Origin of the sequence: Dactylosporangium sp. NPDC050688, from assembly GCF_040654515.1 — a bacterium.
Lineage (GTDB): Bacteria > Actinomycetota > Actinomycetes > Mycobacteriales > Micromonosporaceae > Dactylosporangium.
The window spans coordinates 35,202-54,036 of the sequence record NZ_JBFAIC010000043.1 but is presented as its reverse complement, the minus strand read 5'-3'; the positions used below and the strand labels follow the sequence as shown (position 1 = coordinate 54,036).

Here is an 18,835-nt window from a genome sequence, read left to right as displayed (position 1 = left end):
CCGCCGGGACCAAAGCCCTGCCCGCGGCGCTTGCGGGAGTGCTGTGCTGGAATCACGGTCGCGATCGGCGAGCCGCACCCGGCCGGCGGGTCCCGGCGACCGACGGGACCCGCGCCACGGCTCGCACCGTGTTCGTGGCGTGGCGGAGGAGGTCGGCGGCGATGGCTCGGGTCGAGCTCAGGCATGTCAGTAAGCTGTTCGGTACAGTGGTCGCCGTCGACGACGTCTCCCTCACCGTGGCGGACGGCGAGTTCCTCGTGCTGGTGGGCCCGTCCGGCTGCGGGAAGTCCACCATCCTGCGCGTCATCGCCGGCCTGGAGGAGGAGACCTCCGGCAGCGTCTCGATCGGCGGCAGCGTGGTCACCGGCATGCCACCGAAGCTGCGCGACATCGCGATGGTGTTCCAGAACTACGCCCTCTACCCGCACATGGACGTCACGGAGAATCTCGCGTTCGCGCTGCGGCTGCGCAAGGTGCCGCGGCAGGAGCGGGAGCGGCTCGTGCTGGAGACGTCGCGGATGCTGGAGCTCGACGAGTTCCTCGACCGCAAGCCCAAGGCGCTGTCCGGAGGCCAACGGCAGCGCGTCGCGATGGGCCGGGCGATCGTGCGCAACCCGCGGGTCTTCCTGATGGACGAGCCGTTGTCCAACCTCGACGCGAAGCTACGCGTGTCCATGCGGGCCGAACTGCGCCGGCTGCACGATCAGCACGCCAGCACCACCGTGTACGTCACCCACGACCAGATCGAGGCGATGACGCTCGGCGACCGGATCGCGGTCGTCGACCATGGCCGGCTGCAGCAGGTCGGCACGCCCCACGAGCTGTACGACCGGCCGGCGAACGTGTTCGTCGCCGGCTTCATCGGCTCGCCCAGCATGAACTTCACGCCCGGGCGGGTACTGGCCGGCACCCCGCCGGTCCTTGCCGCCGGTGCACTGCGCTGGACCGTCGACGGCGAGCTGGCACGACGCTGGCCGGCGCTGGCCGGCTTCGAGGAGATCACGCTCGGACTGCGGCCGGACGCCTTCGTCCACCCCGCACCCGACGGCCTGCCCGCCATCGAGGTGACCGCCGCCGGCGTCGAGGCGCTCGGCCACGAGAGCCACGTGCTGTTCGTCCCCCCGGATGACATGCGCACCGTGAGCTGCCCGGCCGGGGGCGGTGCCGAGGCACCGCCGATGTGGAGCGCCAAGGTCCGTGGGCGGTGCGACGTACGGGCCGGCGACACCGTGCGATTCGGCGTCGACATCACCGGCGCGCACTGCTTCGACGCCGCTTCGGGCGACGCACTGCCGTCGGCGGCGGATGCGGCGGCCCCGTCCGAGCCGGCGCTGGCGGGCTGAGGCGAGGAGGACCTGCCATGGACACCGCACAGCGCTCCGCGCCCGACGTTCGGATCGGTGTCGGGGTCGTGGAGACGCCCACCGGCCTCGGCGCGCTGTCGTGGGCGTTGGAGGAGACCGCGGCCCGCGGCGCGACGCTGACCGTGTGCCACGTGCGGCACGACGGCGGCCCGCGCGCCGCACCCGGCCTGTCCGGCCTGGAGCTGGCCGATCCGGCGCTGGCACGGCACATCAGGGACGCGCGGCAACGCCTCGACCGCCCCACCACCCTGACCCTGCCGTCCGGCGATCCGGCAGGCGCGCTGATCGACCTGTCGCACGAGCTGGACCTGCTCGTCGTCGGAGGCCATGCCGGCGGCGACCCGTTGCACCACTCGGTGCCGACCAGGGTCGCCGCGCGGGCGTCCTGCCCGGTGGTCGTCGTCCGGCCGGTGTACGGCCATCACGGCGGCCCGTTCGCCGGTCACGTCGTCGTCGGCGCGGACGGCTCGGCCGTGGCCGCGGCTGCGCTGCGGGCCGGGTTCGCCCACGCCGATCTGCACCACCTGCCGCTGGCCGTGGTCGAGGTCGACGACACCCACACGGGCGACGACCGCTGGTTCGACGACCGGTTCCTCGAGACACGCTTCGTTGCCGAGCCGGCACCGCTGGAGATCTTCGCCGACCAGGTGGAGCCGCTCATGAAGCAGTACCCGTCGGTTGCGGTGAAGCGCGCAGTGTACGGCGGGGGTCCGGTGCACGGGCTGCGCCGGGCCGCCACGGGCGCCGCGCTGCTGGTGCTCGGCCGGCACGGCCGACCGAGGCCGGCGGTGCTCCGGCTGGGCTCGGTGAGCAGGGCGTTCGCTGAGCACGCCGACTGCGTCGTGCAGATCGTTCCCGAGCCGCCGGCGTACCGGGCCGGCCGCTGACGCCGGCCCGGTACGCCGCCGGGCCGGTTCAGCGCGGGTGCTCGTCATCAAGCGGTCCATGGGCCACGGCTACGCCGGCATCGACAACCCCCTTTACATCGACCCGCGGACCGGCATGCTGTTCGCCGACGCGAAGCAGGGACTTACCGACATCATCGCCGCGGTCCGCACCCTGGTCGCCTGACCGCCGGACGTCCCGGGCGGGCGGGACGTCCGACCCTGCGCACAACCGGCGGCGTTGGGCGGGCCTCGCAGCCGAGCGGATTCTCGCCGCGGCCCGCTGCACCCGGCGGGCCGGAAGTCCCGCCCGCAAAGGAGCGCCCGGCCCTGCCGGGCTGGGCGGGGCCGGCGGACGCTGGGTGCGAAGCGTCGCCGAAGGAGGATTGCGATGGACGCGCAGCGGATCGTAGTCGGATACGACGGGTCGGTCGAGGCTCGTGACGCCGTCGACTGGGCCGCGGCGGAGGCCGAGCGGACCGGTTCCCGGCTGCACATCGTCTACGCCTACCTGCTGGCCTGGCCCGGCGTGGACCTCGACAGTCCGGTCGAATCGATGGTCGCCGAGGGGCAGCAGCGCGGTGACGCGCTCGTCGCGGAGATCGTCGAGCACGTCCGCCGGCGCGGCACCGGCAGCAAGGTCGTCGGCACGGCGGTCCAGGCCGCGCCCGCACCGACGCTCATCGAGGTCGGTGACGGCGCCCGGCTCATCGTCGTCGGGAACCGGGGCGGCGGCGGGCTCGCCCACCTGCTGCTCGGATCGGTCAGTCAGCAGGTCGCCACGCATGCTCGGACGCCGGTCGTTGTCGTGCGCGGCAACATCGCGGCCACCGGCCCGGTCGTCGTCGGTGTGGACGGCTCGCCCAGCGCCGGTGCTGCGCTCGGCGTCGCGTTCGAGGCAGCCCGGCTGCGCGGTACCGGCGTGCTCGCCGTCCGCGCCTACGTGCCCCCCCGCGGTCACCGCGTTGCCCTACGCCCTGCTCGAGACGACGGAGCGGCAGCTGCTGGAGGCGTCGGTGGCAGGGTGGACGGAGAAGTACCCCACGGTCGCGCTGCAGACCCGGCTCGTCAACGGCCGGACCGCCCAGGCACTGCTGGAAGCCTCGGGCTCCGCCCAGCTGATCGTGGTCGGCAGCCGCGGGCACGGCGGGTTCGCCGGTCTGCTCCTGGGCTCCGTGGGTCAGCAGCTGATGCATCACGCCGCGTGCCCGGTGCAGATCGTCCACACGCCGGGCGGCGCCTGACCCGGGCAGCGCCGACCGGCGCGGAACGGAGCGCACATGACCAGCATCGGGACCGGCCGGGCGGACACGCCGCCCGCGGCGCGCGATTCCCCGAAAGCCGCTGGAGCTGCTCATGCGGACCTGCGCTGCGGAGGTGGGTATGAAGGACCTGTCCGGCCGGCGCCTGACGGACGTCGACCTGATCAACCTCTATGTCGACACCCCCGAGGCACCGGCCCGGGTCGGCGCCTTGGCCCTCCTGGACGGGCGGGGCCTGGCCGATGCTGACGGCCGGCTGCGGCTTGCCGCCGTCCGTACGGCGATCGGCGACCGGCTCGGCAGCGTCCCACGGCTGCGGCAGGTGATCCGCCGGGCCGGCCCGTTCGGCGGATGTCCGGTGTGGGTCGACGATCCGGCGTTCCGCCTCGACCGGCACGTCCGGCAGGTCGCGCTGAGCCCGGGCGAGGAGCCCACCGATCTCGCCCTGCGCCTGGTGAACGGCCCGCTCGACCGGGCGCATCCGCTGTGGCGGATGTGGTTCGTCACCGGCCTGCCGGACGGCGGCGTCGCGCTGGTGTTCGGCATGCACCACGTGGTGGCGGACGGTGTCGCCACCGTGCACATGCTCGGCTCCCTCATGGACGCCGCGCCACCGGTCGATGACCGTGCAACAGCGCGCCCGCCTCGCGCCCGCCTCCCCCGGCGCATGCGCCGGGCACCGCGCACATCGCTGAACCGTCCGGTCGGCGCCCACCGGCGGCTGACCGCAGTCACCATGGAGCTCGACGCGGCCAGAGCCATCGCCCGTGCCCATCAGGCGAAGGTCAACGACGTGGTGCTGGCGATCGCCGCGGGCGGCGTCCGGGCTCTGCTGCACAGCCGGGCGGAGCCCGTCGACGGGGTACGCGTGCACGTCAGCGTTGCGGTGTCGCTGCGCCCGCCAGGCAGCGGCTCCGTGAGCGGCAACCACACCGGCGGCATCGTCGTGCGGGTGCCGCTCGACGCCGATCCCCGCGAGCGCCTGCGGGCCATCGCCCTGCAGAGCGCCGAGGCGAAGGCCGTCCAGCTGCCCACCGCCGGCAACACCCTGCTGGTGTGGCTGGCCCGGCTCGGGCTGCTGCGGTCCTTCAGCCGGCACCAGCGCACCGTCAACCTCGTAGAGAGCAACGTCGCCGGTCCGCGGGCACCGATCAGCCTCCTCGGTGCGCCGGTGCGGGCCGTCGTGCCGATCGGCACCCTCGTCGGGAACCTCTCCCTCGGTTTCCTCGCACTGTCCTACGCGGGTCGGCTGACGATCGCGGTGCAGGCCGACGCCGACCAGTACCCGGACCTCGATGTGCTGATCGCCGCGATGGAACGCGACCGCGCGACGCTCGACACCATGCTGCGCTGAGCGGCGGCCAGTGACGATCGGCCCGGCTGAGATGGGTGCTCCGACCCTGCCGGAGCCTCGGTGATCGCCGTGCGATGGACGGTAAAGGAAAGGAGACGTCGTGAACACCTACCCCGTTCACGTCCGGGCCCGCCCGGACGCGCCCGGCCGCTGGCTGTGGCTCGTCAAGTGGCTGCTGCTCGTACCGCACTATCTCGTGCTGGCCGTGCTGTGGGTGGCCTTCGTCGCGATGACGGTCGCCGGCTACGTCGCCGTGCTGTTCACCGGCCGCTACCCGCGTGGCATCTTCGACTTCAACGTCGGCGTGCTGCGGTGGAGCTGGCGGGTGGGCTACTACGGGTACCAGGTGCTCGGCACCGACCGGTACCCGCCGTTCACCCTTGCCCAGGACCCGGACTACCCAGCCGACCTGTACATCGAACACCCCGGCCGCATCCCGCGGTACCAGCCGCTGGTCGCGTGGCTGCTCGCCCTGCCCCACGCGCTGCTGCTGGGCGCGATCGCGGGCGCCGGCTGGCAGGCGTCCGACGCGGACGGCTGGATCGGCCAGACACAAATCGGCCTGGTCGGGATCGCCGTGCTGATCGCCGGCATCGCTCTGGCGGCCACGGGCCGCTACCCGCGCGGCCTGCACGACCTGCTCACCGGCGTGGCCCGGTGGGGACTGCGGGTGGTCGCCTACGTGGCGCTGCTGACCCGGCGGTACCCGCCGTTCCGGCTGGACCAGGGCGATGAGCCGGTCGACCCGGACGCGCCGCCGCCGGCCGGGACGGGCACTGTGGCGCCGTGGATCGCACCGTCCGCGCCACTGTCGAAGCCGGTGTCACCGCCGGGGCCCGGGGGCACGGCCATTCGGGTGGCGGCGCTGGTCGCGGGTGTGCTGGTCATGCTGACCGGCCTCTTCGCCGGCCTCGGCGGCGGCGTGCTGCTTGCCGTCGAGGCCGTCCGGGACGCCGACGGCTACGCCACCAGCCGCCCCCTCGTGCTGGCCACCCCGACCGCGGCGGTGACCAGCCAGGACGTGACCGTCGCGGGTACCGACACGTGGCGGCTGCGCTGGGGCGACTTCGGCAAGGTGCGGGTCACCGCGACCGCGCCGGGCGAGACCGCGCTCTTCCTCGGCGTGGCGCGGGCCTCGGACGTGGACCGGTGGCTGTCCGGCACCGCCCGCGACGAGCTCACCCGGGGCTGGGACCGTGGCAACCCCCCGGCATACCACCGCACCGCCGGCGACCTGCGCCCGGTGAGCGCGCCAACCGACCAGACGTTCTGGGTGACGCAGGTCAGCGGTACAGGAACGATCCAGCTGGAATGGGACGCGCTCGCCGCGAACGGCGACTATGTCTTCGTGCTGGCCAACGCCGACGGCAGCTCCTCCGTCGCGGCCCGCACCCGGCTCGGTGTCAACGTTCCCGCCCTGGTGCCGCTGGGCACCAGCCTGCTGGTCACCGCCGGGCTGTTCGTCCTCGTCGGGTTCGTCCTCGTCTACGGCGGGGCCTCCGGCCTGGGCCGGCACCACGGCGGGCCACCGTCGCCCACCGTCGGCCCGGTACCGCCCGCTGGGCCCACCGGTACGGCCACCTCGGGCCCGCCGGTCAGGGGGGCCGCTGCGGCCACGCCGGGTACGTGACCGGCGCGGGTTGCAGGTGGCGGGCGGCGATGCCGTCCGCCACCTCCCTGCCGGTCCGGGTCGGCAATCCTGATGCCTGGGTCGTCGAGATTCCGGTGCCTGCGCTCGGCGGCACGGCGACCTGCACCTTCGCGTTCAGGTCCGCCACCGCCTCGGTGCCCGACTCGTTCGAGATCGACGCCGTTGCTCTGAACGGTGGCGGCACCGGGGCTGAGCGAGTCCAACCCGTTCAACAACACTGCCGGCGTGGTGATCCGGACCAGCACCTGAAGGGCCCCGCCGGGCGGCGCTCCTCGACCGCTCGGCGGGACCATCGGCCCTGCCGCTCACGGCCCCGGCCGCGGAACGTCAGAGGGGACGCGTCACGCCGTGATGCGACGAGCGTACTGGAGGCCATCATGGCTACGACCAAACGCTGGACGGTGGAGCTGTTCATCGGCGAGACCGAAGGACGCACCTACGCCGAGGCCCGGCTGCACACCAGCGACAACACCAATCTGCTCGGCGTCGGCCGGGCCCGGCTGCACCCCGCGGACGACGACGTGCCGGAGATCGGTGACGAGCTTGCCGCCGCCCGTGCCCTCAACGACCTCGGGCACCGGTTGCTGGTTGCGGCGGCCGCCGACATCCTGGCCGTCACGGACGAGCGCGTGGGGTTGCTGAGCTGACCGGTGGCGGCGTTCAGCGCCATCGGTAGGGCTGCACGATGTCCAGGAGCGGGCGGGCCGCGTAGTGCGGGTCTTCCCGCACGCACTGCCATCCCGCTCCGTGCGGCCGGAAGCCGCGCATGGCCAGCCACTCCCCCAGTTCGTGGCGGGCGTCATCGGCGCCTCGGGGTGGACACCGACCGCCATGATGGCGGAACCGGCGGGAAGGCCGGCCGGACGGCTGTTGTGGCCCGTCCGGCCGGCTGTGCGCTGCGCTCAGGCCGCGCGGGTCCGGTTCAGCGCGTCCTGGCCAGGAATCTGGCCATCGAGCGCATGGCAGGACGGTGGCCGGCCGCGCGGAGGTCGCCGCCGCATCCCGCCCGCGCCTTGACGATGGCACGGACCACCAGCAGTGCGGTCACCGCCACGACCTGCCCACCAAGGATGATCTTGTTGACGTCCACGGCGGGCCGCCAGCGGACCTTGCCGTTGCCGACGACGAACACGCCCAGCGGCTTCGCGGCCAGACCGAAGCCTCCCCCGGTTCCGCTGGCGTCGTCGTGGTCCTGGACGGACTCGACGCCGCCGCCCGCTCCACCGCCACCGCCGATCTTCGCGACCGGCACCACGGTGAGCCCGTCCTGGTGAATCGGCGCGCCGAAGACCCGGCCGACGCTCACCTGCTCCACGGCGTCGCGGATGGTCTGCAGCGTTGCGACCTCGTCCAGTAGCGCCTGGTTCATTGCTCACCCCTCCTTCTGCCTACCCGCCGGGCAGCACAAGCGCCGCGCGGCGGGCACTTCGGGCACTTCCAGCCTGCTTCGGCGGCCGACCGCGCGACCAGTGCCGGTCGGCCCTACCCGGTCGCGACCTCAGCCGACCGGCGTCGAGGTCACCCCGCTGGTGGTGATGATCGTCCGGGTGCCCGGCTGGGTGCCGTCGGCAACGTGGGCCTGCGCCTGGCGGAACGTCACCCTCAGCACGCCACGGCCGAGCAGCGGGATCGGCTGATCGTTGGCGTCACCGACGAGCCGGTCGACGAAGACCACGTCGTAGCCGGGCATCGCGGTGGTGAACGTGAACGACATCCGGTTGAACGGGCGCTCGCCCCCGTCACCTGGTTGGTTGCCGGCGCCGATGCGGATCAACGCGGGAACCGGTGGGATGGTGTAGGTGTGACGCACGGACGCAGGCGTGCCGTTGGGCCAGTTCCACTGGTAGGTCACCCGCGACGAGATCACGGTCGAGTCCTGCGCCGCGGCGCCGGTTGCGGTGGGTTGCCCACCTGGTTGTGTCGATGACGGCGGCGGCTCCGTCGGTGCGGCCGTCGTCGCCTGCGTGGTCGGCGCCGGGGTCGGCTCGTCAGCCGGTTGTCGCTTCCCGCATCCGGAGGTTGTGATCAGCACTGCGGCAAGTGCCGCGACGGCTGTGGTGAGACGCAGCGTACGCATGATGTCCTCCCATCCACGACGCTGATTGCGCTTCCATGGCACACCGTTGCCGCAACCACGCCCAGTGACGACCCGCCCTCGGCGGGCGGGTCGTTCGGCCCAGCCTCCGGCCCGGGCACTCTCTGGGAGGCCCGGGCCGGGAGTTTGGGTGGACTTGCGTCAGGCGTTGAGAAGGTCTTCGGAGCTGGTCTTCACGGCCGGCTCGGGGACGGCGAAACCCTTGGTCGCGGGGGTGGCGGCGGCGTGGATGAGACCGGCGGCACCGAGCAGGAGCATCAGCCCGGCGGCGAAGTACGCCACCAGCGCGGCCTGGCCCGCCTTGACGCCGAACTCGCTGAAGCCGTACGAGGTCAGCAGCAGCCCGCGCAGCGACTCGCCCTTGAACACCGTCTCACGGGCCGCGTTGGTGTCGGTCAGCTGCTTCTGCAGGCCCACGGCGGCCGGGTCGTCCTTCGGCAGTGCGGCGATCTGCGCCTTCAGTTCCGTCTGGACGTCGCCGAGCTGCGAGTAGGTCTTGCCACCCGCGATCGACTTGAGGTGCAGGCCGATGAACTCGTTGGCGTAGCACTCTGCCTGTTTGCCGGTGGTCAGCTGCTGGCCGGCGTACTTGACCAGGCAGGCGGACTCCTTCTCCTCCGCCGTCAGCGCGGCGGCCGGCTTGAACGAGATCTGTTGCTGGCCGAGCTGGTCCTTGACGTAGTCGTTGGCGAAGTTCGCGTTGCTGGTCAGCACGAGGCCGGCGACCAGGAGCAGCCCGGCCAGGACGACGAGGCCGAGGCCGACGAGGATGTCGAGCGTCTTGCGCTTCATGGCGTGCCCTCCGGGGCTGCATTGTGCGTCGATGTGATGGCAACAGCTTCGAACGCGGCGCCAACCGGCCACAGAGCACAACCACCCGCTTCGAAGAGACCAACGGCCCTGGGTACCGCGGGACCTCTGGCGGCACCGCGGATCCGGGGCTGCCGTCCCGCAGTCGCGGGCACGAGGTCTCTGTTCCGCCGGCGCCCGGTCCGCGAGTGTCTGCAGCGGACAGACAACAGCGCGGAAGGGGTCAGGACCATGCTCGCCGCCGAGGCCCAAACCAGGGTCGAGTTGCACGCCATCGAAAACGCCACGCAGCGGCTGATCCGGCGATACGCCGGGCACCACGATCCGGAGACGGTCCGGCAGACCGTCAACCAGGTGACCGACCTGTACGCGACCGCGGAGATCCATGCGTTCGTCCCGGTCCTCATCGAGCGCGACGCCCGCCGTATCCTCGACGAGCCGGCCGACTAAACAGTTCGCCCAGGAAGTCCTCGGCGGCGAACACCGCGTCGGAAGTTCCTGCGAACTTGGCATCGTGGTCACGGCACAGGAACCGAAACTCGGTGGTCCGATCGCCGAGGTCCATGACCAGATTGCGGGCCTGCTGGGTGGCCCAGGCAGCGGCGGTCCAGAAGCGTCTACCCGGGCAGCCCTGAGCTGTCGTCCTCGTGGACCTCGACGGCTTCAAGCCGTCAACGACCGCTCGGCCACCAGGCCGGCGACGCCATGCTCATCGAGATCGCCGAGCGCCTCTTCATCAGCATCAGCGCCGTGGAGGCCCACCTGCCCCACGTGTACGCCAAACTCAGCGTCACCTCCGCACCCAACTGGTCCGCAGCCTGCCCAGACCCGTGTAGCACCCGACGGCCGGCGCACAGCGCACGACGGGCTGGCGCTAGTGACCGATGCAGGTGAACGTGTAGATCGCGGTGCTGGTGGCGCTGCTGGGGGCGGTCACCTTGAGCCCGATGCGGTGATCGCCGGCAGTGTGCGGGACAGTGATCGGCCAACTGTCGGTGTAGGTCTTCGATTGCGCGATGCCGCCGTGCTCCGCGCCGCCGTTGACGCTGAACCGCAACCGCACCCCAGGCTGCGACACGGTGATCGTGACGTGTACGTAGACGAGGTCGGTGCCCGGGTCGCAGAAGCCCTGCTTGCTGTCCGGGCTCACCGTGATCCGCGCCGACGTGACCTGCGATCCGACGGGTGGCGGCGCGGCCGTCGTCTTCTGCACGGTCGGCGCGCGGGTGGGGCCGGCCTTGGTGGGGGTCGGACCAGGCTGCGGGGACGCCGATCCGACCGGCGGCCCGCCGGCAGGTTCGCTGGCCGGCCCGCTCGCCGGTTCGCTGCTCGGGTCCACCGACGGGCTCAGCACGATCGGATCGGCCGCTGCCGACTTCGCGTGCGGCCGCGCCGTGTCACCGGTCGAGAGCAGGGCTGCCACACCCAGCGCGGCGACCAGCACAAGGACCATCCCACCACCGACGACGAACAACACCTGACGGGACGGCGGTCGCCCAGCGCCGGTGCTCACGTCACCGTCCAGGCCACCGGCAGGATCGTTGTCCGGGTCGCCGGCCGTTGCCAGCGGCTCCGGGTTTGCCGGCACCTCGGGTTCGATCACGGGCAACAGTGGACCATGGCACCAATCCGCAGAACCCTCGGGAAAACGGCCAGAATCGGCGCCCGGTCACCAGATCCGGAAGCGATCACGCCGATGCGGTGCCGCTGTTTGCACCTCATGCGCCTTTCCTTCTGGAAGGCGTACGGATGGCCGCCTGGGCTGCGTGCGGGCGGCGCAGCCCGTCCAGCACGAGGGTGATGACACCGTCGGCCTCGGCCCGCCAACCGGGGCGGTCATGGGCCGCACCGATGCCGTGCAGCGCCATCATCACGGCACCGGCACCCACGTCGTCGCGGACGGTGCCGTCCCGCACGGCGGCGGCCACCAGGTCGGTGACAGCCTGCTCCAGCGCCCGGCTGCCCTCGGCGAGGGCACCCGAGCGATCGGCCATGAGCGTGGCCAGCGTCCGGGCCAGGCCCTCGTGAGCATCCATGTGGTCGACCATGCCGCGTAGGAAGGTCGCCAAAGCCTCCGCCGCGGGCAGCGTGGCTTGTAGCTGGCGGGCGCGGTCGCACAGCGCGGCGACTTCCCCGTGGTAGACCGCCTCGGCCAGTGCCTCCCGGGTGGGGAAGTGGCGGTACAGCGTGCCGGTGCCCACCCCGGCCAGCCGGGCGAAGTCGTCGAAGCGCAGGTCGAAGAAGTCGCCGGCGTCGAAGATCTCCCGGGCCTTGGCGAGCAGGGCCTCGCGCTTGCGTTGGGCGTCGGCCCGCAGCGGCTTGTCGGCGGTCATGCGCTACCTCGCGTTGACAAATGGAGATGACCTCCATATTTTGGAAAATGGAGATGACCTCCAAATCGATCCTACCCCACGAGGTGCGGCGTGAAGATCCTGATGTTCGGCCGGGGCGTGATCGCCACCGTGTACGGCTGGGCCTTGGAGCGGGCCGGACATGACGTCGAGTTCTACGTCCGCCCGGGCCGCGCGGCGACGTACGGGGACACGACAGATCTCGACCTGCTCGATACACGGCGCCGGGTGTGGGGGCAGCGTGTCGTGCAGAAGTGGCCGGTGCGCTACCGGGAGGAGCTGCACTCAGACCACGACTTCGACCTGATCGTGCTCAGCGTGCCGCATCACCGCCTCGCGGAGGCGACGGCCTTCCTGGCGCCGCGCGTCGGTCAAGCCACGGTGCTGGTCTTCGGCAACATCTGGACCGAGCCGCAGGCCGCTGTCGATGCCCTGCCCGTCGACCAGGTCGCGTGGGGCTTTCCCCAGGCCGGTGGCGGCTTCGGCGAGGACGGCGTGCTCCGCGGGACGCTGCTGCCGGCAGTCATCTTCGGTACCCTCGGCCAGCCCCCGACCGACCGTGAGCGGGCCGTGCGCAGGGTGTTTCGCGACGCCGGGTTCCGGCTGCGGGAGCAACCCGACTTCCGCGGCTGGCTGTGGATCCATTTCGTGTCGAACGCGGGCCTGCACTCGCAGGGCCTGCGGCTGGGGTCGTTGGCCAAGCTGGCTGGGTCGACGGGCGCGTTCCGCGAGGCGCTGCTGGCCGGCCGCGAACTGCTGCCGCTCCTTGAAGCGCGCGGCCTTGACCTGCGACGGCACCGGGGCGGCGGGCTGCTGCTCCGTACGCCCACCTGGCTGACGGCCCCTGCGCTCGCCTGGCTGACCGCTCATGTCGCGCCCATACGCGTGAATTTCGAGGCGCACTCCGATCCCGAGGCTCAGGAGCCGCGGGAGATCTGCCGCGACACCCTGGCGGAAGCACGACGGCTGGGCGTCGCGGTGCCGCGACTGGAAGCGGCGGAACCGCACTTCGCCCGTGAGAAGACGGATCGGGTCTGAACCCACCGATGCCGTCGGTCCCGGTGGTCCATCACGGTTCCTTACAACGAGTTTGGCACGGTGCGGCTGTGGTACTTGAGTCCGGCCGTCCTGACACCGTGGAGGTGGAGTGTGACTGTGGGGATGACCCGGTTGGCGAACGAGTCGACGGAGTACCGCGCCGCTCGCGAGGAGCTGCGGCTGGCCGAGATCGACCTGATGCGCCAGCGCGAGCGGGTGGCCGAGTTGCGCCGCGGACTGCCGACGGGAGCGGACGTCGAAGACTACGTCTTCGTGGAAGGCCCGGCCGATCTGGCAGCGGGGGACGAGCCGGTCCGTCAGGTCAGGCTGAGCGAGCTGTTCAGCGGGCCCGATCGACCCTTGATCGTCTACCACTTCATGTACGGCAAGGCCCAGCACTCGCCGTGCCCGATGTGCACGATGTGGATCGACGGGTTCAACCCCGTGGTCGACCATGTGTCCCAGAACGCCGACTTCGCAGTCGTGGCCGCGGCCGACGTACCGGCGTTGCGATTCCACGCCCGGGCCCGAGGGTGGGATCGGCTCCGGCTGCTCAGTGCGGCCGCCGGCACGTTCAAGTACGACCTGGCCAGTGAGGACGAAGCGGGAGCCCAGGACTCGACTATCTCGGTCTTCACGCGGGATCCCGACGGGACGGTCAGACACTTCTACACGGGCCATCCGTGGATGTCGGCCGACATCCGCGAGCGCGGCGTGGACCTGCACAGCCCGGTGTGGCACCTGCTCGACCTGACGCCGGCGGGGCGGGGCGAGTGGTACCCCAAGCTCCGCTATTGAAGCGGGCGCGGCTTTCGTGGCTGTCCTGGTTACCGGGTGCCTGGTGACTGGCAGCGGGGTCCGGGCCGCCTGCACGGCCTGTTTCCCCGGTCGCCGTCCTTGCCGTGGTCCTTTGCCGGCGGGATGCCGTTGCCCTCGGCGAGACTCCCGCCCGGTCTCGGCTGGGATGGCAGCTGGACCTTTTCTGTCTTGTTCAGGGCCGCGTTCATGAACTTGCGCCAGACCGGCGCCGCCATGGTCGCGCCGAAGAGGCGTTGGCCGGCTTTGTTGACCAGCTTCTGTTCGTCATTCTTGTTGCCGATCCATACGGCAGCGGCCAGTCCGGGTGTCTTGGTCTTGTCCCGGCCGGGTGGTGTGAAGCCGACCATCCAGGTGTGCGCATTGTCGGACGTGTCACGCAACTGCCAGGTGCCGGTCTTGCCGGCCGCCGGCCGGCCGTTCATGTCGGAGGCGGTCGCCGCGGCGACCTTGCTCAATGCGTACGTGACGTTGGCAGCCATCGCGTCGGTGAACCCCGGGATCTGCTTGGGGTTGATGGTCTCCCCGTAGACACGCTGGCCCTTCTTGTGCACCTCCTGCACGAAGTGGACCGATGCCGCCTTGCCCCGAGCGGCGAACGTCGCCATGCCGTTGGCATGGTCGAGGACGGTCACCGGGAACTGCCCGATGCCGAGTTCTGTGCTGAACCCGAACTCTGACGGGTTCTTGGTGGTCAGGTCCAGCCGGCCCTTTTCCGGGTGCCACATGGAGCGAATCCCCGCCGCGCGGGCCACTTCGAGCACCTTGGCCCAGCCCACCTCCTCCGCCAACGCGAAGTACGGCGTGTTGAGCGACTTCTCGGTCGCCTCCAGCAACGTGCACCACGTCTGGCAGTCGGCCGAGCCGCCGTCGTTGTTCTTCACCGGGCCCGGCTGCTGGCCGGCGATCCGGTGGCTGCGCGGGAAGTCCTTCGGGCTCGTGCTGTCCCAGTGGGAGTCGATGGAGTATCCGTGGATGAGGCCCGCGGCGAGCGTGTAGACCTTGAACGAGGAGGCGGGTGGGTGCGCGCCGAACTCGACCGGCTTGCCGTCCGACAGCACCGGGTCGGCGTACCAGGCGGCGTAGTCGCTCCCATCGCCCTGTGATCCGCCGTAGTAGGCACGGACCCGGCCGGTGCCTGGCTCGACGGCCACCAACGCGCCCTGAAGATTCGGCGGCTGGCCGAACAGCGGTGAGTCAGCCGTGGCACCGCTGGCGTATTTCAGTGCGGCGTCCTGCATCGGCTTGGCTACCGTGGTGTAGATCTGCAGGCCACCGTTGCGGATCTCGTCGGACGAAAACTTGGGCCGCCCGTCAGGCCCGTTGATCTTGGAAAGCTCGTCCATCACGTGATGGACGATCAGCCCCGCGGGCTTGTCCAGGCCCCACTGAGCACGCAGCCGGGAGTCCACAGCGGGGTCGACCTTGATCACGTTGTCCGGGTACTTGAGTTCGTCGGCCGCCTGCTGGGTCAGGTAGCCGAGTTGAACCATGTTGGGCTTGATGTAGCTGTGGAACCGCTCCTTGGCCGTGTCGGGGTTCCGGGTCGGGTCATACGGGCTGCCCTTCTTCGGGTCGGAGCCTTCCGGATCCTTGATCAGGCCGGCGAGCACCATTCCCTCCGCGACCGTCAGGTTGTTGACCGACTTGCCGAAGTACGCCTGCGCGGCCGCCTCGATCCCGTACGCATGCCGGCCGAAATAGACCGCGTTCAGGTACAGCTCAAGGATCTTGTCCTTGTCGTATTTCTCGTTGAGCTTGGTCGCGATCACCGCCTCGCGCACCTTTCGCGCATACGAGATGCCCTTGAGGTCGGCGAGTTTGCGGGCGTACTGCTGACTGATCGTCGAGGCGCCCTGCCGCTCACCGCCGGTGACGTTGTTCCACGCGGCACGGACAATACTGCTGTAGTCGACGCCGTCATTGCTGTAGAAGGTCATGTCCTCTGTGGCCACGACCGCTTGCTGTACGTGTTTCGGAACCTTGTCGAGAGTGACCACGGTCCGGTTCTCTTCGCCGATCCTCGCCATGGGGGTCTGGCGGTCGGCATAGAAGATCGTCGTCGACTCGTACATCTGGAGGTCCGGCGGCAGATCGACCGAGTCGAAGTAGTAGGTGCTGGCCACCAACCCGATGCCCATCAGCATCAGTACGGTGGCGGTGAAAGCGATGATGACGTTGCGTCGGCGCCACCGCTTCGGTCGCCCGCCCGCCTGCGCCCCGGTCGCCGGCTGACCATCGGCTGCGACAATCGCTGCGTCGCCGACGCTGGGACCGGCGCCAGCATCACCGCGGCCGGTCAAGCGGCCGATCATGTCGCTCATTCCGCCGCCGAGCTTCCCGGCGGAGCGCCTGTGCCGCCCTGGTGGGTTGTCGCGACCGCCGTGACCGAGGCTGCCGTCACCTCTCCCGTCGGACTCCCCCGCAACCTGCGCATCGCTGCCCAGCGGGTCGGTCGGGTCACCGTAGTTCATTCGCCTCACCTCGTCAGGTAGGCCTGTTGTGGTCCTGCGGACCACGACAACGGCCAACCAGGGCAAAGGGGAGCTGTGGATTGCTCCGCTCGCGGGTACGACGTGCCAACGGCCCGCCGGGACGTATCACACGTGCGGTCCGGTCAGCACAGTGCGTATCCAACCCACCACTCGCATTCGGATCCATCACCGCCTGGCCGACCGCCACGGGCTACCACAGACTCCCACCTTGTTCGGACATGATCCGATATCAAAGAAGCGTCCATGTCAACGGCTGCGTTACAACGCTCCTGGGCGCTGCCCGTCCTCGTCGCGTACAACATCCCCGACCGCGGTTGCACCGACTTCGAGCAGGGCGCACCGACCGGCGAGGCGTATGAGCAGCGGATCGACCAGCTCGTGCTGGCGCTCGGCGACGAGCGGGCGGCCATCATCATGGAGCCCGACGCCATCGCGGCGGACTGCTTCGACGACGCGCGGGCGGCGCACCTGCGCCGGGGCCGTCGAGCGGCTGTCCGCCGCCACCCACCTGCCGGAGCCGGAACGGCAACGGGCCGCCGCCGAGCTCTGAGCCGTAGTCGGCCGTCGACCCTATAACGACCCCTGGTTGACGCACTCAAGTCTTCTCGTCACCACCGCGGCGTGTTCTCATGCCGGGAGGCGGCGATCCCGCCTGCTTACATCGGTCTGTGGAAGGTGAACGATGCGCAGAAGATCAACGCTACGGCTGGCGGTCACGACCGCTGCCGTGGCGACTTTCGTGGCGGCGGGTGGCGGCTCCAGCGTGGCCGGCACGGCCGGTGCCGTGCATGCCTCCGCGGGCGCCGCGGCGTGCAACCCGGGTGCCAGCGGGGCACGGGTGAGCGCGGGCGCCACCGCTCAGGAGCCGGAGCTGTACCCGAAGAACGAAGCGAATGCCTACGGAGTGATCAAGGATTCGCCGCGTCTGGCCAACGGCAGCGTCACCGTGCCCACGGTATTTCACATGATCTCCGACCACCCGTTCAGCGCGGCCGAGAAGGACCGGTGGAACACGCTGATCGCGGCGCAGATGGCGGTGCTCAACGACTCGTACGCGGGTCGCACCGCTGCCGACGCGTCCGACACGCCGTTCCGGTTCTCGCTCACCAGCACGACCTGGACGGTGAACAGTGACTGGTACACCGTCGTGCCGGGCAAGAACGAGCGGGACATGAAGCGGGCGCTGTACACCGGCGACGCCCGCACCCTCAACGTGTATGCGGGCAACATCGGCGGCGGGCTGCTCGGCTGGGCGTACTTCCCGAAGGGCTACAACAACGGCCGTGACTACATCGACGGCGTGGTCATGCTCGACGAGTCGATGCCCGGCGGCACGGCTGGCAAGTACGCCGAGGGCGACACCCTGACGCACGAGGTCGGGCACTGGCTGATGCTGGAGCACACCTTCGCGCACGGGTGCGCCGCGTCCGGCGACTACGTGGCCGACACCCCGCGCGAGGCAATCCCTCAGTTCGACTGCCCGGTTGGCGCGGACACGTGCAGCGCTCCCGGGCTGGACCCGATCCACAACTTCATGGACTACTCGCAGGACTCGTGCATGAACATGTTCACCGCCGGGCAGGCGGAGCGGATGAGTGACGCCTGGGTGGCATTCCGCGCCGGTGGCGGGAAGTAGCCAGGGATTTGAAGCCGACGGCCCGCAGCGCACGACCCGGTGCGCTGCGGGCCGCGTCATGTCCGCAAGGCGGCGGACTGCCGCCGACGTCAGACGCTGGTCCTGCCGAGAAAATCGTCCGTGCTGGTCAGCAGGCAGCTCGATCTTCGGAGTGGTTCCTGGTCGGCTCCTCCCGTATCCCCAACTCATCGTCGCTGGCGACTACGCGATGCTGCCGCTTCATGCCGGTGCGACCGGCGTACCTGGTGGCTGTCCCGGATGGTGCCGCAGAAGGCGGCGGACGTGTTCTCGACCGGATTGAGCCCGGCGGGCTTGACGACGCTGCGGGCGCAGGAGAACGGGACGGGTCGCCGGTCTCGGCCAGGATTGCCGCTGCACCGACCGCGGACACGCCGGGCATCGAGGTGACCAGGCCGGTCAGGCTCATCGCGTCGGGCACGCGCTCGGGCAGGTAGCACTCCAGGCGCACGACGAGCCGGCCGATGAGCACGGCATCCTTGTGGTCGGTCTTGTCGCGGGTGTAGTCGTCGGCCTCCCGCTCCAGGTGCACCCGCAGTGACTGCACGCACACGAAAGATCCTGCTCCGGCGGCTGCACACTCGGTGTCAACAGCTCGACCGCCGCCCGTCGGCGGCGGTGTCAGCGGCATTGACCCCGGCGGGCAGATCGGGCGCCGTGCGCCGCTCGCAGCCGGCAACATCTGGACTGGCTGCGGCTGCGGGGCGTGCAGATCGCCGCCCAGCTGGCCCCGGACCTGTTCACGGCACTGGATCCCGATCCCACGGAACTCGCCGCCGTTGACGGCACTGAGCGTTGCGGTGGCGGCCTGGCGGTCGGCGGTGCGCCCGGGCCAGGTGGCGCTGTCAACTGCACGTCCGGCACCGAGGCCGCGCCTCCAACCCGGCGGCCGCCCCGAACTCCTGCCCGGCGAGCAGCGCCAGCGGCGCGGGCGCGGACCGGTGCCGCCCGTCGCGGCCAACCAGGCTGCTGCGGTACACACCGTTCCGACGAGCGGTACGGGCCACACACCCGACGCCAGGGGAAGATCCACCCGGGTGCAGTAAATGCCTTGTTAGTCG

The 18,835-nt window shown here is 70.8% G+C and carries 20 protein-coding genes and 1 pseudogene; 14 read left to right on the top strand and 7 right to left on the bottom strand.

Annotated features, from left to right (window positions below):
- The first annotated feature begins 161 nt into the window (after positions 1-161).
- From AB0H83_RS32730 to AB0H83_RS32695, 8 genes and pseudogenes are all read left to right on the top strand, one after another.
- On the top strand, positions 162-1,343 hold the full coding sequence (locus AB0H83_RS32730; RefSeq protein WP_360101784.1) for an ATP-binding cassette domain-containing protein: 1,182 nt from the start codon (positions 162-164) through the stop codon (positions 1,341-1,343).
- Positions 1,344-1,360: 17 nt separating this feature from the next.
- Positions 1,361-2,251, top strand: coding sequence for a universal stress protein (locus AB0H83_RS32725; protein WP_360101782.1), 891 nt, complete (start codon positions 1,361-1,363; stop codon positions 2,249-2,251).
- Positions 2,187-2,435, top strand: coding sequence for an NAD(P)(+) transhydrogenase (Re/Si-specific) subunit beta (locus tag AB0H83_RS32720; RefSeq protein WP_360101851.1), 249 nt, complete (start codon positions 2,187-2,189; stop codon positions 2,433-2,435). The genes AB0H83_RS32725 and AB0H83_RS32720 overlap by 65 nt, the downstream gene beginning before the upstream one ends.
- 204 nt (positions 2,436-2,639) lie before the next feature.
- Positions 2,640-3,050: pseudogene (locus AB0H83_RS32715) on the top strand (universal stress protein); the annotation flags it as partial.
- Positions 3,034-3,492: a universal stress protein gene (locus AB0H83_RS32710; protein WP_360101780.1), complete on the top strand. Its 459-nt coding sequence runs from the start codon at positions 3,034-3,036 to the stop codon at positions 3,490-3,492. The pseudogene AB0H83_RS32715 and the gene AB0H83_RS32710, both read left to right, overlap by 17 nt.
- 139 nt (positions 3,493-3,631) lie before the next feature.
- Complete coding sequence (locus AB0H83_RS32705) at positions 3,632-4,864, top strand: wax ester/triacylglycerol synthase domain-containing protein (protein ID WP_360101778.1); 1,233 nt, start codon at positions 3,632-3,634, stop codon at positions 4,862-4,864.
- Positions 4,865-4,964: 100 nt separating this feature from the next.
- The gene (locus AB0H83_RS32700; protein WP_360101776.1) at positions 4,965-6,494 is read left to right on the top strand and encodes a DUF4389 domain-containing protein; all 1,530 of its coding nucleotides are present in this window, start codon (positions 4,965-4,967) and stop codon (positions 6,492-6,494) included.
- 29 nt (positions 6,495-6,523) lie between these two features.
- On the top strand, positions 6,524-7,162 hold the full coding sequence (locus AB0H83_RS32695) for a DUF1876 domain-containing protein (protein WP_360101774.1): 639 nt from the start codon (positions 6,524-6,526) through the stop codon (positions 7,160-7,162).
- 275 nt (positions 7,163-7,437) lie between these two features.
- Here AB0H83_RS32695 and AB0H83_RS32690 read toward each other — a convergent pair whose 3' ends face one another.
- The 3 genes from AB0H83_RS32690 to AB0H83_RS32680 form a co-directional block, all read right to left on the bottom strand.
- Positions 7,438-7,884, bottom strand: a complete 447-nt coding sequence (locus tag AB0H83_RS32690; RefSeq protein ID WP_360101772.1) for a spore germination protein GerW family protein — start codon at positions 7,882-7,884, stop codon at positions 7,438-7,440.
- Positions 7,885-8,013: 129 nt separating this feature from the next.
- The gene (locus AB0H83_RS32685) at positions 8,014-8,382 is read right to left on the bottom strand and encodes a hypothetical protein (protein ID WP_360101770.1); all 369 of its coding nucleotides are present in this window, start codon (positions 8,380-8,382) and stop codon (positions 8,014-8,016) included.
- Positions 8,383-8,751: 369 nt separating this feature from the next.
- Entirely contained in the window at positions 8,752-9,402 is a 651-nt protein-coding gene (locus AB0H83_RS32680) for a hypothetical protein (RefSeq protein ID WP_360101768.1), read from the bottom strand.
- 249 nt (positions 9,403-9,651) lie between these two features.
- Here AB0H83_RS32680 and AB0H83_RS32675 point away from each other — a divergent pair, with 249 nt between their 5' ends.
- Both AB0H83_RS32675 and AB0H83_RS32670 read left to right on the top strand, forming a co-directional pair.
- A complete protein-coding gene (locus AB0H83_RS32675; RefSeq protein ID WP_360101766.1) occupies positions 9,652-9,870 on the top strand; it encodes a three-helix bundle dimerization domain-containing protein in 219 nt (72 codons plus the stop codon).
- A gap of 255 nt (positions 9,871-10,125) precedes the next feature.
- Positions 10,126-10,314 (top strand): LuxR C-terminal-related transcriptional regulator, encoded by a 189-nt coding sequence (locus tag AB0H83_RS32670; RefSeq protein ID WP_360101764.1) that lies wholly within the window; start codon positions 10,126-10,128, stop codon positions 10,312-10,314.
- Here AB0H83_RS32670 and AB0H83_RS32665 read toward each other — a convergent pair.
- Positions 10,295-11,023 carry a hypothetical protein gene (locus AB0H83_RS32665; RefSeq protein ID WP_360101762.1) on the bottom strand — a complete coding sequence of 243 codons (729 nt, stop codon included), beginning with the start codon at positions 11,021-11,023 and terminating at the stop codon, positions 10,295-10,297. The two genes, AB0H83_RS32670 and AB0H83_RS32665, sit on opposite strands and share 20 nt — an antisense overlap.
- 115 nt (positions 11,024-11,138) lie before the next feature.
- Positions 11,139-11,753: a TetR/AcrR family transcriptional regulator gene (locus AB0H83_RS32660; protein WP_360101760.1), complete on the bottom strand. Its 615-nt coding sequence runs from the start codon at positions 11,751-11,753 to the stop codon at positions 11,139-11,141.
- Between the two features lie 90 nt (positions 11,754-11,843).
- On the opposite strand from AB0H83_RS32660, the gene AB0H83_RS32655 reads away from it, so the two are divergent.
- Positions 11,844-12,809: a 2-dehydropantoate 2-reductase N-terminal domain-containing protein gene (locus tag AB0H83_RS32655; protein ID WP_360101758.1), complete on the top strand. Its 966-nt coding sequence runs from the start codon at positions 11,844-11,846 to the stop codon at positions 12,807-12,809.
- Positions 12,810-12,932: 123 nt separating this feature from the next.
- The gene (locus tag AB0H83_RS32650; RefSeq protein ID WP_360101756.1) at positions 12,933-13,607 is read left to right on the top strand and encodes a DUF899 family protein; all 675 of its coding nucleotides are present in this window, start codon (positions 12,933-12,935) and stop codon (positions 13,605-13,607) included.
- A 29-nt stretch (positions 13,608-13,636) separates the two neighbouring features.
- Here the strand turns inward: AB0H83_RS32650 and AB0H83_RS32645 are convergent, their stop codons facing one another.
- Positions 13,637-16,099 (bottom strand): transglycosylase domain-containing protein, encoded by a 2,463-nt coding sequence (locus tag AB0H83_RS32645; protein ID WP_360101754.1) that lies wholly within the window; start codon positions 16,097-16,099, stop codon positions 13,637-13,639.
- Between the two features lie 264 nt (positions 16,100-16,363).
- On the opposite strand from AB0H83_RS32645, the gene AB0H83_RS32640 reads away from it, so the two are divergent.
- The gene (locus AB0H83_RS32640; protein WP_360101752.1) at positions 16,364-16,696 is read left to right on the top strand and encodes a glycoside hydrolase family 6 protein; all 333 of its coding nucleotides are present in this window, start codon (positions 16,364-16,366) and stop codon (positions 16,694-16,696) included.
- A gap of 151 nt (positions 16,697-16,847) precedes the next feature.
- Positions 16,848-17,756: a zinc metalloprotease gene (locus AB0H83_RS32635; protein ID WP_360101750.1), complete on the top strand. Its 909-nt coding sequence runs from the start codon at positions 16,848-16,850 to the stop codon at positions 17,754-17,756.
- Between the two features lie 127 nt (positions 17,757-17,883).
- Here AB0H83_RS32635 and AB0H83_RS32630 read toward each other — a convergent pair whose 3' ends face one another.
- Complete coding sequence (locus AB0H83_RS32630) at positions 17,884-18,306, bottom strand: hypothetical protein (RefSeq protein WP_360101748.1); 423 nt, start codon at positions 18,304-18,306, stop codon at positions 17,884-17,886.
- Positions 18,307-18,835 lie beyond the last annotated feature (529 nt).

Excerpts from the sequence above, each read along its gene's own strand:
- AB0H83_RS32730 (WP_360101784.1), top strand. The coding sequence starts at position 162 with ATGGCTCGGGTCGAGCTCAGGCATGTCAGTAAGCTGTTCGGTACAGTG.
- AB0H83_RS32725 (WP_360101782.1), top strand. The coding sequence starts at position 1,361 with ATGGACACCGCACAGCGCTCCGCGCCCGACGTTCGGATCGGTGTCGGG.
- AB0H83_RS32710 (WP_360101780.1), top strand. The coding sequence starts at position 3,034 with ATGCTCGGACGCCGGTCGTTGTCGTGCGCGGCAACATCGCGGCCACCG.
- AB0H83_RS32705 (WP_360101778.1), top strand. The coding sequence starts at position 3,632 with ATGAAGGACCTGTCCGGCCGGCGCCTGACGGACGTCGACCTGATCAAC.
- AB0H83_RS32695 (WP_360101774.1), top strand. The coding sequence starts at position 6,524 with ATGCCGTCCGCCACCTCCCTGCCGGTCCGGGTCGGCAATCCTGATGCC.
- AB0H83_RS32690 (WP_360101772.1), bottom strand. The coding sequence starts at position 7,884 with ATGAACCAGGCGCTACTGGACGAGGTCGCAACGCTGCAGACCATCCGC.
- AB0H83_RS32680 (WP_360101768.1), bottom strand. The coding sequence starts at position 9,402 with ATGAAGCGCAAGACGCTCGACATCCTCGTCGGCCTCGGCCTCGTCGTC.
- AB0H83_RS32675 (WP_360101766.1), top strand. The coding sequence starts at position 9,652 with ATGCTCGCCGCCGAGGCCCAAACCAGGGTCGAGTTGCACGCCATCGAA.
- AB0H83_RS32670 (WP_360101764.1), top strand. The coding sequence starts at position 10,126 with ATGCTCATCGAGATCGCCGAGCGCCTCTTCATCAGCATCAGCGCCGTG.
- AB0H83_RS32660 (WP_360101760.1), bottom strand. The coding sequence starts at position 11,753 with ATGACCGCCGACAAGCCGCTGCGGGCCGACGCCCAACGCAAGCGCGAG.
- AB0H83_RS32650 (WP_360101756.1), top strand. The coding sequence starts at position 12,933 with ATGACCCGGTTGGCGAACGAGTCGACGGAGTACCGCGCCGCTCGCGAG.
- AB0H83_RS32645 (WP_360101754.1), bottom strand. The coding sequence starts at position 16,099 with ATGAACTACGGTGACCCGACCGACCCGCTGGGCAGCGATGCGCAGGTT.
- AB0H83_RS32640 (WP_360101752.1), top strand. The coding sequence starts at position 16,364 with ATGTCAACGGCTGCGTTACAACGCTCCTGGGCGCTGCCCGTCCTCGTC.